We start from the raw sequence: 16,105 nt of genomic DNA, 5'->3' as shown, positions 1-16,105 counted from the left end.
GAATTTAGGTAAAAAAGCGTTTCTTTTTCGCTGCTGTTCAAGTCCGAAGCCAGTATCCTTTGCTAATTTGAAAGCGGTGGAAAAGGGCAGTTAAGCATCTTTTTCTTCTAGCTAACTTACGTCTTGAAGTTTGTTTTTAGTTTGGCAGCTGTCCGTTTAGTTTTGGTGTTTTAAGCCATGAATTTCGTGCTATATTTCAATGCCTTGGTGTGTTCCAAAGGCTTTAAGGGCAGCGTGCTAACAAACAATTCAAGAGGGATTCGTAACGCGTGGCATTTTTACTATGCGTTAATTTTGGTGATTAAGGTGGTTTGCAGTAGCATCGGTGTTGCGTTACTCACCCCTTAATTGGGCGTTAGGTGCTTGGAGAAAATCATGAATTCAAAGGAAGTCGTCCTAGCTTTTTGGGATGCGATGAAAACAAATGACTTTGCCAAAGCAAGCGAGTGGCTTAGCCCAGACTTTGAGGGTTTCTGGCCGCAGTCTGGTGAACTTATTATTGGCCGAGACAACTTTACGTCTATCAATTCCTATTACCCAGCGAATGGTATTTGGGAGTTTACAGTTCACTCTGTAGTTTGCGACGGTGAAACAGTTGTCACTGATGTATCAATTACAGATAGTGTCCAAAAAGCACGAGCTATAACTTTTCATACCGTTGAAAATGGCTTAATAAGTAAGCAAAAAGAGTTCTGGCCAGACCCAATGGAGGCACAGGCATGGCGGGCAAAATGGGTCAGATTAGTGCAAGATTAAGCTACGCACCTAACAAACAATTTAAGAGTGATTCGGCACGCGTGGCATTTTTCGTATGCATTGGCTTTAGTGGTTAAGGTGGTATGCGGCAACATCGGTATTGCGTGCCTCACACCTTAATTGGGCGTTAGGCAAATGGAGATAGGCGTGAGTTTAAGGATAATTGAAGTCGTAGATTTTCAGTCGTCGTGGGCTGATGATTTTAACCGAGAGAAAGCGTTAATCTGTAATGCGTTAAGCCAAGAAAATGTGGTGGAAGTTCACCACATCGGTAGCACTTCAGTTGAAGGTTTATGTGCGAAACCAATTATAGATATTCTGCTCGAAGTTAAATGTCTCAGTGAACTGGATGAGCAAAGTTACTTGATGGAATCGTTGGGCTATCTTGCTAAAGGTGAGTTTGGTATCCCGGGTAGGCGTTACTTTCAAAAAGGTGGGGTTCAACGAACTCATCAAGTCCACGCTTTTCTAACAGGTTCACATGAAGCACAAAGACACATCGCTTTTAAAGAGTATCTTATCGCTTTTCCTGAAGTGGCCGATGAGTATGGTGTGTTAAAGAAAACTGGAGCAGCAATCTGCAACAATGACATAGATGTATATTGCCGTCATAAAGATAGCTTTATTAAAGAGCATGAGGCTAAGGCTCTCAACTGGAAATTTGCCTAACAAAGCGTTCAAGAGGGACTTGGCACGCGTGGCATTTTCAATTTGCGTTGTGTTTAGTGGTTAAGGTGTTATGCGGTCACTTTTGTATTGCGTGCCTGCGCCCCTTAACGCGGCGTTAGTACGGGTTTGACATCAAAGGTCATAAGTTTTGGTGTTAATCTGTTTTGGCGCTCGTATTTACACCTTTCAGTTAGTGCCTTTCACGTTCTTTCCGGTGGCACTATATGCGAAGTGTTCGCTTTGATTTCATCGTTTACGGCTTCTAACTCTTAGCCTATTTCTTTGGTGCTTCTTCATTTTCGTGGTGGCTTTTGAGAGAACCTTGATTACTTTTGTTGTTGCGGTTGAAGTACGAGGAAAGAATCCTTTTCTAATTTGAAGCAAGTGAAAGTAGGGCAGTTCAGTGCGTTTTTCTTCTAGCCAACTTTCGTCTTTCAATCGGGGTAAAGTTTTGTAGCTGCCCGTCTCACTTCAGTGTTCAAAGCCTTTCATATCATCGCAGTTTTCAATATCTTGGAGCGCATAAATAGAAGTAGCGCATGTACTAACAAATTGCTTAAGAGCGATTCGTAACGCGTGGCATTTTTACTTTGCGGTGGCTTATGTGATTAAGGCGCTGTGCGGTAGCTTTTGTATTGCGTTACTCACACCTTAGCAAGGCGTTAGTTGCCAACGAGGAAAAATGTACCTAAAGCAGAATATTTAGGGCTAATGTCCATGTGTTTTTGGCTGGGTTTTCGTATTTCAATTTCTAGTTGTTTGGGTTTGTGAAAATCGATCGTTGGTTTCTTTTGTGGTTGGATTTCCTATTTCAGAAACCGATTTATATGTTGAAAGTCTGCTCTGCTGCATTGTCGTTCAAAAAGGTTTGTTTGGTGTTCAAAGTCCGTTTTCTACGGCGTTGTAACTTCCAAGTGGTTTCAGTGACAGGCGCTTTGAAACTGCGCCTGATTTGATTTTACAAAATACGTAAAGGTCGTGTTGGCAAAGTGCTCATAAACTTCAAATTAAAGCCTTGGAACTGGCAACTAACAAACTGTTCAAGAGGGATTCCCAACGCTTGGCGGTTTAATGCTAAATTTGGTAAAAGTGTTTACGGTGTAAATTTTAGGTTGGGTGGCTAGCGTTGCTCACCCCTTAACAGGGCGTTATACAAATGGAGTAATAAATGAACTCGTGGCTGGACTTTGAGCATAGATTTCGAACATTAGCACCTGTACTTCAATATCATCGATTGGATGCTCAAACTGGAGCAGCAGGAGAGTGGTGGCGTGTCGCTGGTCAACCTTGCAAATCAGTCGAGGAGTTTGAGTTACTCTGTGAGTTAGCAGGTGAGCAGTTAATCGAGTTACTAAAGTCGGAAAGTGAATATGGAAATATCATTTCTGGTGAGAGACCTCAATGGGCATGGTACAGAATGCTTAAAAAGCATACTTCATCATATGAAATTGGCACGTCTGGGTACGAAATAGACGAAAATGGCTCTAAGAATTGGATACATACAGGCACGCTCTACCATATCGGGGAGTCTTCGGCTAATTTAGCGTTGTGGTTAAATACTAAATATCCCATACCATTAAAAGTTAAAGATGTTTGGTACAAGCGTTTGTACCGCGATTACGGTAAGGAAATCCTTATTGGATTAATTGTCGCGATATTAGGTAGCTTTTTTGCGCTGTAATCATTTGTATAACAAAGCATTTAAGAGTGATTCGCAACGCTTGGCAGTTTCGCTTCGCTCAAGTATAGCCAATCGTCGCTCACACCTTAATGCGGCGTTAGTTGCCAACGAGGAAAACGCAGCTTAAACAGAATGTTTAGAGTTAAAGTCAGTGTGTTTTTGGTGGGGTTTCGTTATTCAATTTTGAATCGTTCGGGTTTGCGAAAAACGTCCTCAGGTTTCTTTTGTGGTTGGATTTTCTGTTTCAGAAACCGATTTATTTGTTGAAAGTCAGCTCGGTGACATTGTCTGTCTAAAAGAGCTTTTTGGTGTTGTTGGTTCGTTTTCTGCGGCGCTTTGAGTTCCAAGTGGTTTCAGTGACAGTCGCTTTGAAACTACGCCTGATTTTAGTTTTTCAAAACACATAAAAACATAGTTGGCAAAGCAGTCATTGGCTTCAAATCAAAGCTTTAGGCTTGGCAACTAACAAAGCATTCAAGAGGGATTCACAACGCTTGGCAGTTTTGGTTTGAATTAGCTTAAGTGTTTACGGCACAATGGTTTAGGTTGGGTGGTTTGCGTTGTTCACCCCTTAATGCGGCGTTAGCTTAAATCATTAACAAGGATGTGTAATGAGAAATAGAAAATGGATATTTGCAGCTATTTTGCTCATTGGTGGACCTTCACTATTGCCATTTAGTTTGGAAGTGATATCCCTAATTGAGTTACTAGGCTTTTTGGGGTTATGGACAATTTATTCATCCTACGCTGAATACTTGGTGAATCATCCTAGATTCAAAAGAGGTCTGCGTTTAGCTACTAGTTGGGATTTTCAGCCGCAAATGCTGTTCTCTCCTAGTGAACTTAAGGCATGTCCCCAGTTAGTTTTTCATATGCTTCCAGTTCAGAGTGTAATGGTCTGGACTTTGAATATTCTGTTTTGGGGTGCTCTGGCTTGGTGCTACATAATTTAAGCTAACAAATTGTTCAAGAGGGATTCGCAACGCGTGGCATTTTTACTATGCGTTGCTTTTAGTGATTAAGGTGGCATGCGGTAGCATCGGTATTGCGTTGCTCACACCTTAACAGGGCGTTATGTTTAATCAAGTAAAATCAGTAGCTTGTGTCTTTTCTTTGCTCCCTAAGTCATTCTGTTTTGGTCTTTTAGCAAATTGGCATGGTTTGACGCTATTTTCCGAACAATTTCCCAATCTTTAAATTAGAACTTCAGTTTTTGTGTTTTCTCTTTTCAAAGTTCAATTTTGTCAAATTTATGATTTAATTCAGTTTTTTAGCTTCTGGTTTTGTTTACAAAAGTAAGTCGGGTTAAACTTTCGTATAGCTGAACGTAAGGTATTGAATCTTAAACATAACAAACAGTTCAAGAGGGACTCACAACGCGTGGCATTTTTACTATGCGTTGATTTTAGTGTTTAAGGTGGTATGCAGCGGCTTCGGTATTGCGTTGTTCACCCCTTAACTGGGCGTTATAGCGATTGTTGAGTTAGGAGTACAGAATTACAGTATTTTGATTTATCCGAATTAAGTAATAATTTGCTAGAGAAACTAGGTGTCGAAGATTTAAAGAAGATTCCTGTTCAACCCGAACCGAGTGCCAAGCCTCTTAATTGTCTAAACAATGTCACTGCTTACATTGAAAAATATGGCGGTAGTGTGCAATTTGGCTGGATTTTTTGGTGTTTAGGGAATATTTCAATCAAAATGACAGCTCATGCTGTCGTCAAAATGCCTGACAATTCATTAGTCTGCGTAACACCGAATGAGTATAGGACGGGGCTATTGAAGTTTGCTCCTGACAGTTCGGTCGAAACTCTCGCTAAGCATAACTTTCTTCCGACAAAATTTGTGCCTTTGATAAGTGACCAATCATTATCTGAGTACATTGCTATAGAAGTTGAGCAAGACAAATTACGTTTGGATAATCAAGGTATTGTTGCTCAATCTGATCTGAATCAGTTCCAAATGAGAGCATCGCTACTTTATCCTGCTATCTTGTCTCTCGCTAAAAAGTACACTGGAAGAAACGATCAGTGTTACTGTGGTTCAGGAAAAAAGAACAAGAAGTGTTGTGGCTAAATCGCTATAACAAAGCGTTTAAGACAGATTCCCAACGCATGGCATTTTTCATTTCATCGTTGGGTTTAGTGTTTACGGTGGTCTGGTTAAGTTTCGTGGCTGCGTTGCTCACTACTTAACGCGGCGTTATATTCATTTCAACGTATGAGAAATCTATGAAAAAATTTGATTTAATTCATCCAACAGAGAGCAACAGATATAGTTTGTTCACATCTGATTTGGAGGACGATTCTAAGATTCTGTTTCATGCCACACCTACGGAAAATTTGAACTCTATTAAAAACAAAGGCTTTTTATCCTCTCATGAATTGTACGGAAGCGGACTTGAATCTGTATCGTATGCATTTCGAAGTAGTTCATGTCTAGCTCACTTAAATGGAAAGTTTGACAAAGGGTATGTAGTGTTTGTCGTTAGGTTTGAAAGCTTGGAAGTAAAGGAGATTGTTGTAAACCCATCAGATATTCATGTTTACCGAAGATTTCAACCGACGGAAATTATTGGATATTGCGAAATACCACTAAATTTCAGCTACACGTAAACTTGAATATAACAAACGCTTTAAGACGGATTCGCAACGCTTAGCGGTTTTGGTTTGATTTGGCTTTTGCGTTTACGGTGTAATAATTGATTATCGTGGTAGCGTTGCTCACCACTTAAGCGGGCGTTAGGTGAATTAAGGATGAGTGGAAGTAAGTGAAGACTAATAAAATTTGTATTATTTGGCTTTGGGCTATATTTATTCTTGGTTGTGATTCTGATCGATGGTCTGAGTTAAAACAAGACAATGGCTTAACTTGCTTTGATGAAGTTGTGAATTCAACTTATGATTTAAACAACTTACCTCCTGACATTGAATCACAAATCGTAGACTATCTATCTCTGGAACACCAAGAACAGTTTGATTCAAACATGCTAAGTTATATTGGCGAGTTCACCGCATGTGGTAAGCCAGTTAAATTTTGGGGGTACGAATGTTCTTCAGAATGCTATGTAACTATTCAAGGTTGGCGCGACGGCTTTTTTAAAAGCATGTCATACCAGGAACCCAATTGAGTTATCACCTAACAAAGCGTTTAAGGCGGATTCTCAACGCTTGGCATTTTCGGTTTGAATCGGTTTTAGTGTTTACGGCACAATGGTTTAGTAGGGTGGTCTGCGTTGCTCACCACTTAACGCGGCGTTATACCGCAATCAGTCATCTAACCTTTTCATGGCTTTACGGTAAACATCGCTACGTTCGCGCTTTCCAACTGCTAGGACGGTTACAATGATGACATCGTCTTCAACTTTGTAGACGAGACGGTAGCCCGATTGACGCAACTTAATTTTATACATGTTGTCAGCTCCAGATAGTTTTGAAGCCGGAACATGTGGGTTATCTAAGCGCTCGATTAGCTTTTTCTTAAATTGTTGTTGCAGAGTAGAACCAAGCTTTTTCCACTCTTTGAGGGCGCTCTTTTTAAAGTCGAGTTTATAGGTCATCAATATTTACCGAAATGCTCTCTTCAGATTCACGCTCTTTAGCGATAGCGAGTAGTTCAAGATCTTCGAGTCTGTCCATCATCATTTCGTAGGCTTCGGCAGGTACGCAATAAAATGCTGGTTCATTTCGGTTTAATACAGCAACAGGTTCGCCGTAAGCACTAGTTGCAACTTTCATAGGGTTAGCTTTCAACTCAGTAATGCTTGCAGCAACATCGGCTAAAATTCTAGTGGTCATATAATAGGTCTCTTAAGTGGTCTTTATGTTGGTCATTTTAGCCTCAACCAAGCGGTATAACAAGTTGCTTAAGAGTGATTCGCAACGCGTGGCATTTTTACTATGCGTCGGTTTATGTGTTTAAGGTATTATGCGGAGGCTAAGGTATTGCGTTGCTCACACCTTAGCAAGGCGTTATTTCCGCAACGGATCTCTCAGGCTGAATGTACGTGATTGTAGCCTAAGAGTGAAAGTGGCGGGGTAATAGGGTGGAAAAGCGGCGAAAAGGGCGAATATTGGTCATTTCCATGCTAGCCTTAAAGCGTACCTTAATATGGCGCAGCAATTAAAGAGTGACGCTAAAGCGATTTAAGGTAGTGAGCTGCCAAATACTTCGGCTTCGATTTTTGCCTGCATACCGAAAATTTCTCGTCATATCAAAAGATTAGGCGTAAACATAGCCGACTTTAGTTGCGGAATAACAAGACGTTCAAGGCGATTCGAAACGCATTGGGGTTTTAGTGCCCAAATAGGCACGGATTTATCAGAGTTTATTTTAGGTTAGGGTGCATGTGCGTCTCTCACACCTTAACTGCGCGTTATGTGGTTGGAGAAAAATTATGAATCCATCAGCGGTTCTTGTTCATGTCTCAGATGTAACGAAAGGGCTTGAATGGTACAAGAAAGCTTTTCCAGAAGCCGTTCCGGTTTATCATCCTGACTTTGACTTCACAGCGCTTGATATAAATGGTTTCTCCCTAGAAATAGTCCAAGCAGATAAAAAGGTTGGTGCTGGTAAAAGTGGCACAGTTGTTTACTGGTCAGTAGATAACTTATGTGTTGCACTGGCTCATTTTCAAAAACTAGGTGCGCGCCTTTATCGCGGACCAATGGAAATTGAAGATGGTCTTTCAATGTGCCAAGTTGAGGATCCATTTGGAAACTTAATAGGACTACGTGGGAAAACCACATAACAAACTGTTCAAGAGGGATTCGCAACGCGTGGCATTTTTACTATGCGTTGATTTTAGTGTTTAAGGTGGTTTGCGGCGGTTTCGGTATTGCGTTGCTCACCCCTTAACAGGGCGTTAGTTCCCCAGAGGAAGCAATCAATCCGTAGGGAATTTTTGTTTCTGGTGTAGTACACGCATAACTCGGATGATATCGCCCTCGACCCAGTAAGACACAATCATCGAAATATCAGGAATAATGAGCAATCGTCCGCGGATGCCATCTCGTTGTACACCCATTAAAGGTTGTTCAAGCAAGTTTTCTACTTTTGCTTCAATGAGGTTGTCAGTTTTCTCTGCCGCATCAGGGTTAAAGTCATAGAGAAACTCGAAGATCTTTTCACGATCATCAAGTGACTCTTCTTCCCATAAAATCATTGCTTACCTCGATTACGGATTCTGGCTTTGCGCTCTTCCATTCGAGATTTAGCAGTTTGGTGCTCAACGAAAACGGACTTTCCTGAGTCAAACTTCTCAAATGCTAGGTTTACTTGTTCAGTTAGCCATGCATCGTGAGATAATGTTTTTCTTTGTTGTTCAGCGAGTTGTTCAGTAAGTTCACGGCATGCGTCACTCAGAGTGCGACCTTGGCTCTCAGCCATTTGTTGAGCTAGGCGTTTTGTTTCTTCATCAACACGAAATTGAATTCTAGTGTCCATGATGTATTCCTTTGTTGGTGTGTGTACAAATGTTAGCACTAGGCTTTGAGATGGGCAACTAACAAACAATTTAAGAGTGATTCGGCACGCGTGGCATTTTTACTATGCGTTGGTTTAAGTGATTAAGGTGGTATGCGGGAGTATCGTATTGCGCGCCTCACACCTTAACAAGGCGTTATGGCTCACAAGGTAACCAATCTCAGAAATGAAGGTTGTTCGCATCAAATTTACGGTATCATACACAATTGACTAAACTGTAGTTACTTATGCTTATACCAACTAATACACCTTCTTCTTCAAATGTATCTTGCTCAAACTGCCAAGCTTGCTGCTGCCGTCTTGAAGTTATGATTATCTCGGATACTGGAGTGCCAGAAGAATTCATCGTACGCGATCAGTATGGCGGTGAAACAATGATGCGATTAAATGATGGTTGGTGTGCTGCTTTAGACAGAGACACTCTAATGTGCACAATTTATGAAAATCGTCCTTGGATATGCCGCGAATTCGAAATGGGCTCCAATGAGTGCTTAGATGAGCGTGTTAAGTTTCTATAAAACAATAGATTACTTCCTTTGTTTATTCGTGGGTTGTTAGCCATAACAAAGCGTTTAAGGCAGATTCGCAACGCGTGGCATTCTCAGTTCAAATTGAGTTTTGTGTTTAAGGTGTAATGGTTTAGGTTAGGTGCAGGCGTCTCTCACTACTTAACGCGGTGTTAGTTGGCAAGAGGATAAACGCAGCAATATCGCAAGATCTAGCGGTAAAAGCGCAAAGTTAAATTTGTCATATCGGCGTTCGGTCTCACCGTTAACTAGCTCAGCAAAAATCGCATTGCACTCGTTGACTTGTTCTTTGGCGCTGGGACTTTTGGGGCAACTGAGTCGTACTTTCTTGCTGAAACCTTGCTCTTTGAATTTGTCGTTTTAAAAGCTGATTTGCTTGCTGAAAGGATGCTTTCTCTGGTGTGGTAAGTTTTACGTGGTTTCAGTGACTTTGTTGAAAGTCCGCATTGTGAGATTGGTTTTCCAAACGGGCTTTTTGGTATTGTGAGTTCGTTTTTTGCGACGTTGGTTGTTCCAAGTGGTTTCATTGAGTAGTCGCTTTGAGACTACGCCTGATTTGAGTGTATGAATGTACATAAAGCTTGGTGTTTTCAAAGTGATCCGCACCACCAGTTTTGGACACCGAGTTAAGTGAGTACAATCACTAACGAGGTGAACCATGACAAACAAAAAGAAACGTATTATCCATTCTCCTGAATTTAAAGCCGAAGCCCTGAAGCTAGCAGAGAAAGTGGGAGTGGTTGCGGCAGCAAGACAGCTCTCCTTGCATGAATCTCAGATCTACGGTTGGCGTAAGGCTGTAAAGAAAGACACCACGACCAGTCAGCGAGAGCAAGAGCTAGCCTCTGAAGTAGCCAAGCTCAAAAGGCAGTTAGCAGAACAAGCAGAAGAGCTAGATATCGTAAAAAAGGCCGCCACCTACTTCGCGAAAAATCTAAAATAGATTGCTATGAATTTATGCTCGAACACCTGCTGTGCTTCAGTGTTGTCCGTATGGCTAAGGTGTTCAGGGTTTCTCGAAGTGGGTTTTATTATTGGATTAAGCATCGTCACAAGGCCGTCCAGCGCGAGACAATTCGTCAAGAGCTTGATACAAAGGTCAAAGATGCTTTTGACAACAGTAAAGGTCGAGATGGTTCAAGACGTATCCAGAAAGAACTCGCTGAGAACGGTAATAGCCATAATGTTAAAACCATTGCAGCCAGCATGAAGCGTCAGGATTTAACGCCGAAAGCGGCACGCAAGTTTAAGTGTACAACGGACAGCAAGCGTAAGATGCCTGTAGCTCCGAACTTGCTAGCTCAGGACTTTACTGCAACGGCTCCGAATCAAAAATGGGCGGGCGATATCACGTATCTTGCCACAAGTGAAGGTTGGTTGTATTTGGCTGTGATCATTGACCTTTACTCACGGCAAGTAATTGGTTGGTCAATGGATACGAAGATGATGGCAACACTGGTCTGCGATGCATTATCAATGGCTTTGTTCCGTCGAGGGTTCCCTGAGCAGGTTATTCTTCATAGAGATAGAGGTAGCCAGTATTGCTCGAAAGATTATCGAGACCTCATAACTGCTTATAATCTAAAGCAAAGTATGACTAGAAAAGGAAACTGCTGGGATAATGCGTGTGTTGAGAGCTTCTTCCATTCGATGAAGGTTGAAGCGATCCAGTACGAACCGATCATGACCAGAGATGAGATGCGCCAAACAGTCTTCGAGTACATTGAGGTTGATTATAATCGGACGAGAAGGCACAGTGCTCTTGGGTATCTAAGCCCAGTTAACTTTGAACAGAAAAATGTCGCTTAATGAAGTGTCCAGTCTGGCTGGAGCAGATCACTCGGGGAATAATCGAATAGATGGCCTTAAAAATATTATCAGTAACCCAAAAGTAGGGCTGTTGTTGATGGTTAATGGTATTGATGAAGTAGTTCGCATCAAAGGAACAGCGAGTATTCATACTGACTCCAACTTGTTATCAAAATAGTGATAGAAAGTATGTATTTTCACTGTGCTAAAGCAGTGATGGGAGGGAAGCTTTGGTCTGATGACTATAAAGTAAATCGTTCAATTCATTCTTCTTTGGCGCAAATCTTTAAAGATCAACAAAACTTAGAAAGTAACGCGATTAGCCAAGACGAAATGGTTAAGTATTACGAGTCAAGCCTTTAGAGCGTGTATAACAAGGCATTTAAGAGTGATTCTCAACGCTTGGCATTTTTCATTTCATCGTTGGGTTTTGTGTTTATGGTGGTATGGTTAAGTTTTGTGGTAGCGTTGCTCACACCTTAATGCGGCGTTAGAACAAAATGGTAATTATCATGGAACAAAATATAAGCAACTACCAGAGTCTATTTCAGTTGCTGACGGTGATATACCTAGTCGCTGAATGGGTAAGTCTTGAAAAATAGGCTCCTACTATCAAACTTTATCCTTTTGAGTCAGTTACAATTTCCCTTGAAGTGCACAACTCCAATGATGGGGTGAGGCATGTCATATCGGTGCTTTATACAACTTAGCGATTTAACCAGCGCATAGCTCACGTAAGATCTGCTTCTGTAAAGTTAGTTTTAAATGTGAAAGCAAAGGGCGTATCTCCGTTATCGCGCAAATGTTGAAGGCGGAATAAAGCTTCTTGTGGTGTTGGTATATGGCCATCTTCAACCCACCATAGAACATAGCTATCTTCTGTTAATCGATGAAACCATTCGCTTTTTCGGCGCATGAAATCTCTATGGTCAGTACGGAACATAAAGTTTTTGAGTGCGTCAGTACTTTCCCAGACAGACATGTTTACAATCATGTTTGGGTCTTCAAACAATTTAATGCTGGTGGCATCACCGGAGTCGTCTTTTAAACGCCAAACAAAGCCTTCACTCTCTTCAGCAATACCATTAACTAAGTCTAAATTGTCTACAAATTCTCTAATTTCAGGTGCATCCAGAGGATATTTGGCAAGCGCAATATTTAACTGTGCTAATTTCATTTCAGACCCTCCTTGGTCGGTAAGTTAGTGCAATAGCGGTAAGCGGCTTCTTATAATGCAATGTATTGCTTATGCCTTCAAAGGTAAATTAGAAAGTTAGTGATTTTGACTGCCAATTACGTTGTAAAAATCGGTTTGGTACATTGGTCTTGTTGAGTTCAAGACGGTACCGATAACGAGAGATTTCTTAGAGACAAACCATCCCATTTGTGCGAGAGTATTTTTAGTCGATTTGACTATCTATTTGATTTTTAATTTATATTTCGAGTTACTATGAATTAACTGTACAAGTATCACTCGGCGTGTTCAGTTCAAGACGAGCAATACTTAAAGGAGTCGCTATGTATTTTTGGGATGTACAAAGTCTGAAGAACGATATTCGAGCCAACAAACTGTCGGAAAAAGATAAGTTCTTGTATATGTTTTTAAGCATAGCGTTTGTGACTATTGGTATTGAGCTTATTTCCATCTCGCCACTCGAACCACAAAATGTATGGGATGCTGTCGAATCTGTGTCTTATATTCTGATTGTCTTGTTTGGTACGTACTGGGCGTATAAGGCCAATGGTTCCGAACATGGTACGGATTTCCTTGGGCGTTACTTTAGTATTAGCTTTGTTGTGTCAGTGCGGTTTTGTACGTTATTGATTCCGATATCTGTATTTTTGCTTGCCTACTACATGACGGTGATGCCTGAGGATGGCATTGTGGTGAGCTCGTCCGTCGATGTTCTGCCATTCATCGTTTGGTATGCCTTACTTTACGCCAGTATCATCAAGCATATTAAAGCGGTGCAGGTTTAGTTGAGATTCTGCCTGTTTCCACTTCGGATGTTTCGCCAAACTAAAAAGCCCTGCTCATTGGTGAGCAGGGCTTTGCTTTTAGGGCTAATCTTAACCGATGATGAAGAAGAAAATCGCGGTTGCAACAATACCAATCAGCGCATAAGGGAACTGTGTCGTCGCGTGTTGCATGGATGTACAACCAGAGCCTTGTGCAGACAACACGGTAGAGTCACTAAAGAAACAAGAGTGGCTACCGGCCGCTGATGCCGAAAGTAGAGCCGCAACGGTTAAGTGTAGTGGCACGCCAAGCTGTTCACCCAAAGGCAGAACGATTGGCATCGCTACCGCGAATGTTCCCCAAGAAGATGCAGTAGCAAAGACCAACGCACCAGTAATCATAAAGATAATCGCAGGGAAGTAAGACGCCGATAAGTAAGGGCTTACGGTCTCAATCACGTATTGCGTGACACCTAGCGAGTCATTGACGGATTTCAGCATGAAGCCGCCAATTACGGTTGCAAGCGGCAGTAGCATGACTTTAATGCCATCATAAACAGCTTCGAACATATCGTTCATCGAAATCAGTTTTTGTGCGCCGTAGAAGCTAATGGTGAAGATCAGCGCGACGAAAACCCCCGCCAGTAGGTCGATACCAAAGTACCAGCTGGCAGCAACGAGGACGATCATCGGTAAAAGGAAGTTGATCAGACCCATTGTCGGATTGGTGTGCGCAGAAACTTCAGAACCAAAGTCCACATCGGTTGCGCCGTCTGGACGAACTTGACCATTCTTCGCTCGCTCTTCTGCTTTTTTCATTGCGCCGAGGTCAGGAATTTTTTCCATCGCAACCAGCAGAACAATCACCAAAGTTACCCAGCCGTAAGCCATGTAAGGAATTGCTTGCATGTACGTCTGAATACCTTGGCCTGCTTCTGCGACGCCGTTTGCTTCTAGCAGCGAGCTAAAGAAAATCGCCCAAGTGGAAATTGGCACAAGGATACAGATAGGCGCAGCAGTAGAGTCGACTAAGTAAGAAAGTTTTTCACGAGAGATTTGATAGCCGTCAGTGACTTTTTTCATCGATGATGAAATTGCAATTGCGTTTAAGTAGTCATCAATAAAGATCAGGATACCCAGAGCAAATGTCATCAACATCGATTGCTTGCGGCTTTTAACCTTGGTGACAAGCATATCGGAGAAGCTCAAAATACTGCCGCCTTTCTCCAATACGGCAATCAAACCGCCCATCAAACCACATACGAGAATGATCCATGCGATGGTTTCATCCATCATTACACTCATCGAAATATCAACAATTTGCTCGACCGCTTCGGTTGGATTAAGCAAAAGTACCCCAGCAATTGCGCCACTAAAAAGGGCTTCCACAGTTCGGTGTGTCGTGAGGGCAAAGACCAAAACCAACGCGGTTGGCAGAAGACTCATCCATCCGTAGGCTTCGCCTTCCTCATGATTTAATCCGATTGTGGTAAAAAAGATAAACGTCGCAACTGAGATTAAAGAAACAATAATATGTTGAGTATTGATTTTAAGCGGCGCATCCAGCGCCTTGGTTTGCGTTGTCATAAAGTGCATTTCCTTTGTTTATGCCGAGTGCAACATCCAGTCGATTTCCAATGGAGTAATCGCTCGCTCAAATTCTGCGAGTTCACTCCGCTTGCAAGCTAGATACAAGTCAATAAAGTCTTGTGAGATGTATTGAGCTAACTCGCTGTGCTCCAGTCGCTCTAGCGCTTCTGACATACGCAGCGGCAGTTCAACAGCATCGTCACTTAAGGTTGGCGGACATTGGTCTTTGGTGTAGTTATCACTCGCTAATACTGCGGAAAGTACTACTGCAGCGAGAATGTAAGGGTTAACGTCAGCGCCAGCGATACGATGCTCAATACGACGGTTTTTACTGTCGCTAATCGGCACGCGCAGCGCCACGCCTCGGTGGTTTTCTCCCCAGTCAGCTTTTGTTGGCACATATGCACCCGGTAAAAAGCGGCGGAAGGAGTTAACGTTCGGACAAATCAAACCCATGGCATCGGAGGTTTGTGACAACATGGCTGCCATGGTTTGATAGAAGAAGGGGCTAGCTTGACCATCGGTTTGACTAAAGTGGTTGTTACCATCTTTATCAACCAAGCTGAGGTGAATGTGCATGCCATTACCCGCTTGTTCACCAAAAGGTTTCGCCATAAATGTTGCATCAAACCCGTGCTGGTGAGCCACTTGGCGAATCAAACGTTTTGCAATGATGATTTCATCACACGCTCGCAGTACGTCTTTGGAATGGTTGAAGTTGATTTCGAACTGTCCCGGTGCAGACTCAGAAAGAGCGCCGGACGTATTCAAACCTTGTTCTAATGCGATTCGATTAAGATCGGTCAAGAAATCCGCGTAGTCATCTAATCCATCAAGGTCGTAAACCTCGGTGTCTTTTTCTCGTGTTTTCTTCGTTGGATTAATTGCCGTTAATGGTTCGCCATTTTCCCCACGAGTTTTGTCGATTAAATAGAATTCTAGCTCTAGCGCGACACATGGGTACTGATCTTTGGTATGCAGCGTTTGCAACATAGACGCGAGAATGTTGCGGATGAACAGTGGGTTAGGGTGTTGCCCGGTTTCATCCATCATACTAAGCAGTAGTTGGCCAACTTGTTCCTTTGCCGTTGGCATCAAGGTTCCGCTGATTGGGTAACAGAGGTGATCTGGCTCTCCGAGATCTTCGCCCAAGCCCGCAGTTTCAACGACGTTACCTTTAGTATCGAGGGTGATGGTCGAGAGGGGGAGTGCTACCCCTTTATCAAGCTTCTCTAGTGCGTCTATCGGGATGCGCTTTCCTCTTGGAGTGGCATTGATATCGGTAAAGATAAGGTCGATAAACTCTATATTGGGCCATTTTTGTTTAAAATTTTGTACTTCCTGTAGATACGATTCCATTTTCTTCTCCAAATAGCCTGACGAGTAGAAATTAGAAACAACCAAATTAACAAATAAATTACAGCGTTTTAATTAAATTGTTTGTTTTTCAGGTTATTTTTAATTTAAACATGCACTTATACTGTGCTTTTGGTGTTTAACGGCTGGTTTTTATGTCTTTTTGTTAACTATTTTGTAACAGTTGGTTTTGTTTTGTTCAATATAATGAGCATAAATATTCAATTTAGTGGCCTAAATAGTGCGTTAGATCACGTTGTGACGATAATAACGA

18 protein-coding genes and 1 pseudogene are annotated in these 16,105 nt (G+C 42.1%); 12 read left to right on the top strand and 7 right to left on the bottom strand.

Annotated features, from left to right (window positions below):
• Positions 1-375 precede the first annotated feature (375 nt).
• The 7 genes from DYB02_RS10140 (at position 376) to DYB02_RS10080 (ending at position 6,236) form a co-directional block, all read left to right on the top strand.
• A complete protein-coding gene (locus tag DYB02_RS10140; protein ID WP_061064929.1) occupies positions 376-756 on the top strand; it encodes a nuclear transport factor 2 family protein in 381 nt (126 codons plus the stop codon).
• Positions 757-903: 147 nt separating this feature from the next.
• Positions 904-1,425: a GrpB family protein gene (locus DYB02_RS10130; RefSeq protein WP_000058623.1), complete on the top strand. Its 522-nt coding sequence runs from the start codon at positions 904-906 to the stop codon at positions 1,423-1,425.
• 1,168 nt (positions 1,426-2,593) lie between these two features.
• On the top strand, positions 2,594-3,106 hold the full coding sequence (locus tag DYB02_RS10110) for a hypothetical protein (RefSeq protein WP_029807290.1): 513 nt from the start codon (positions 2,594-2,596) through the stop codon (positions 3,104-3,106).
• A 611-nt stretch (positions 3,107-3,717) separates the two neighbouring features.
• The gene (locus DYB02_RS10105) at positions 3,718-4,059 is read left to right on the top strand and encodes a hypothetical protein (RefSeq protein ID WP_029807300.1); all 342 of its coding nucleotides are present in this window, start codon (positions 3,718-3,720) and stop codon (positions 4,057-4,059) included.
• 580 nt (positions 4,060-4,639) lie between these two features.
• Positions 4,640-5,182, top strand: coding sequence for an SEC-C metal-binding domain-containing protein (locus tag DYB02_RS10090; protein WP_029806840.1), 543 nt, complete (start codon positions 4,640-4,642; stop codon positions 5,180-5,182).
• Between the two features lie 155 nt (positions 5,183-5,337).
• Entirely contained in the window at positions 5,338-5,721 is a 384-nt protein-coding gene (locus tag DYB02_RS10085; protein WP_029806841.1) for a hypothetical protein, read from the top strand.
• Between the two features lie 155 nt (positions 5,722-5,876).
• Complete coding sequence (locus tag DYB02_RS10080; RefSeq protein ID WP_029806843.1) at positions 5,877-6,236, top strand: hypothetical protein; 360 nt, start codon at positions 5,877-5,879, stop codon at positions 6,234-6,236.
• Between the two features lie 138 nt (positions 6,237-6,374).
• Here the strand turns inward: DYB02_RS10080 and DYB02_RS10070 are convergent, their stop codons facing one another.
• Positions 6,375-6,665: a type II toxin-antitoxin system RelE family toxin gene (locus tag DYB02_RS10070; protein WP_005377002.1), complete on the bottom strand. Its 291-nt coding sequence runs from the start codon at positions 6,663-6,665 to the stop codon at positions 6,375-6,377.
• A complete protein-coding gene (locus DYB02_RS10065) occupies positions 6,655-6,903 on the bottom strand; it encodes a type II toxin-antitoxin system Phd/YefM family antitoxin (RefSeq protein WP_005377003.1) in 249 nt (82 codons plus the stop codon). The genes DYB02_RS10070 and DYB02_RS10065 overlap by 11 nt, the downstream gene beginning before the upstream one ends.
• 599 nt (positions 6,904-7,502) lie before the next feature.
• Between DYB02_RS10065 and DYB02_RS10055 the strand changes: the two genes are divergently transcribed.
• Positions 7,503-7,856, top strand: coding sequence for a VOC family protein (locus DYB02_RS10055; RefSeq protein ID WP_017449619.1), 354 nt, complete (start codon positions 7,503-7,505; stop codon positions 7,854-7,856).
• Positions 7,857-7,991: 135 nt separating this feature from the next.
• On the opposite strand, the gene DYB02_RS10045 is transcribed toward DYB02_RS10055, so the two are convergent.
• Together DYB02_RS10045 and DYB02_RS10040 are read right to left on the bottom strand one after the other, a co-directional pair.
• Positions 7,992-8,270: a type II toxin-antitoxin system RelE/ParE family toxin gene (locus DYB02_RS10045; protein WP_005500338.1), complete on the bottom strand. Its 279-nt coding sequence runs from the start codon at positions 8,268-8,270 to the stop codon at positions 7,992-7,994.
• On the bottom strand, positions 8,267-8,551 hold the full coding sequence (locus tag DYB02_RS10040; RefSeq protein WP_005398409.1) for a type II toxin-antitoxin system TacA family antitoxin: 285 nt from the start codon (positions 8,549-8,551) through the stop codon (positions 8,267-8,269). Before DYB02_RS10040 ends, DYB02_RS10045 begins: the two co-directional genes overlap by 4 nt.
• Before the next feature lie 266 nt (positions 8,552-8,817).
• On the opposite strand from DYB02_RS10040, the gene DYB02_RS10035 reads away from it, so the two are divergent.
• The 3 genes and pseudogenes from DYB02_RS10035 to DYB02_RS26085 all read left to right on the top strand — a co-directional run.
• Positions 8,818-9,108, top strand: coding sequence for a YkgJ family cysteine cluster protein (locus tag DYB02_RS10035; protein ID WP_005500341.1), 291 nt, complete (start codon positions 8,818-8,820; stop codon positions 9,106-9,108).
• 667 nt (positions 9,109-9,775) lie between these two features.
• Positions 9,776-10,926, top strand: a protein-coding gene (locus tag DYB02_RS10025; RefSeq protein ID WP_104411426.1) for an IS3 family transposase whose coding sequence is annotated in 2 segments (ribosomal slippage) — positions 9,776-10,019 and positions 10,019-10,926 — 1,152 coding nt in all. Because the reading frame shifts where the segments join, the coding sequence is not laid out codon by codon here.
• Between the two features lie 7 nt (positions 10,927-10,933).
• A pseudogene (locus tag DYB02_RS26085) lies at positions 10,934-11,289 on the top strand (PNPOx family protein); the annotation flags it as partial.
• Between the two features lie 367 nt (positions 11,290-11,656).
• On the opposite strand, the gene DYB02_RS10015 reads toward DYB02_RS26085, so the two are convergent.
• Entirely contained in the window at positions 11,657-12,103 is a 447-nt protein-coding gene (locus DYB02_RS10015) for a DUF3291 domain-containing protein (RefSeq protein WP_021449154.1), read from the bottom strand.
• A 341-nt stretch (positions 12,104-12,444) separates the two neighbouring features.
• Between DYB02_RS10015 and DYB02_RS10010 the strand changes: the two genes are divergently transcribed.
• On the top strand, positions 12,445-12,906 hold the full coding sequence (locus DYB02_RS10010) for a hypothetical protein (RefSeq protein WP_005500350.1): 462 nt from the start codon (positions 12,445-12,447) through the stop codon (positions 12,904-12,906).
• Positions 12,907-12,996: 90 nt separating this feature from the next.
• Here DYB02_RS10010 and DYB02_RS10005 read toward each other — a convergent pair whose 3' ends face one another.
• Both DYB02_RS10005 and DYB02_RS10000 read right to left on the bottom strand, forming a co-directional pair.
• The gene (locus DYB02_RS10005) at positions 12,997-14,472 is read right to left on the bottom strand and encodes a Na+/H+ antiporter NhaC family protein (protein ID WP_025557583.1); all 1,476 of its coding nucleotides are present in this window, start codon (positions 14,470-14,472) and stop codon (positions 12,997-12,999) included.
• Positions 14,473-14,490: 18 nt separating this feature from the next.
• A complete protein-coding gene (locus DYB02_RS10000; protein WP_029804625.1) occupies positions 14,491-15,834 on the bottom strand; it encodes a glutamine synthetase family protein in 1,344 nt (447 codons plus the stop codon).
• Positions 15,835-16,105: the final 271 nt, after the last annotated feature.

Origin of the sequence: Vibrio parahaemolyticus (genome assembly GCF_900460535.1) — a bacterium.
GTDB lineage: Bacteria > Pseudomonadota > Gammaproteobacteria > Enterobacterales > Vibrionaceae > Vibrio > Vibrio parahaemolyticus.
Note: the sequence above shows the minus strand (reverse complement) of the source record. Positions and strands in the feature narration are given on the sequence as shown.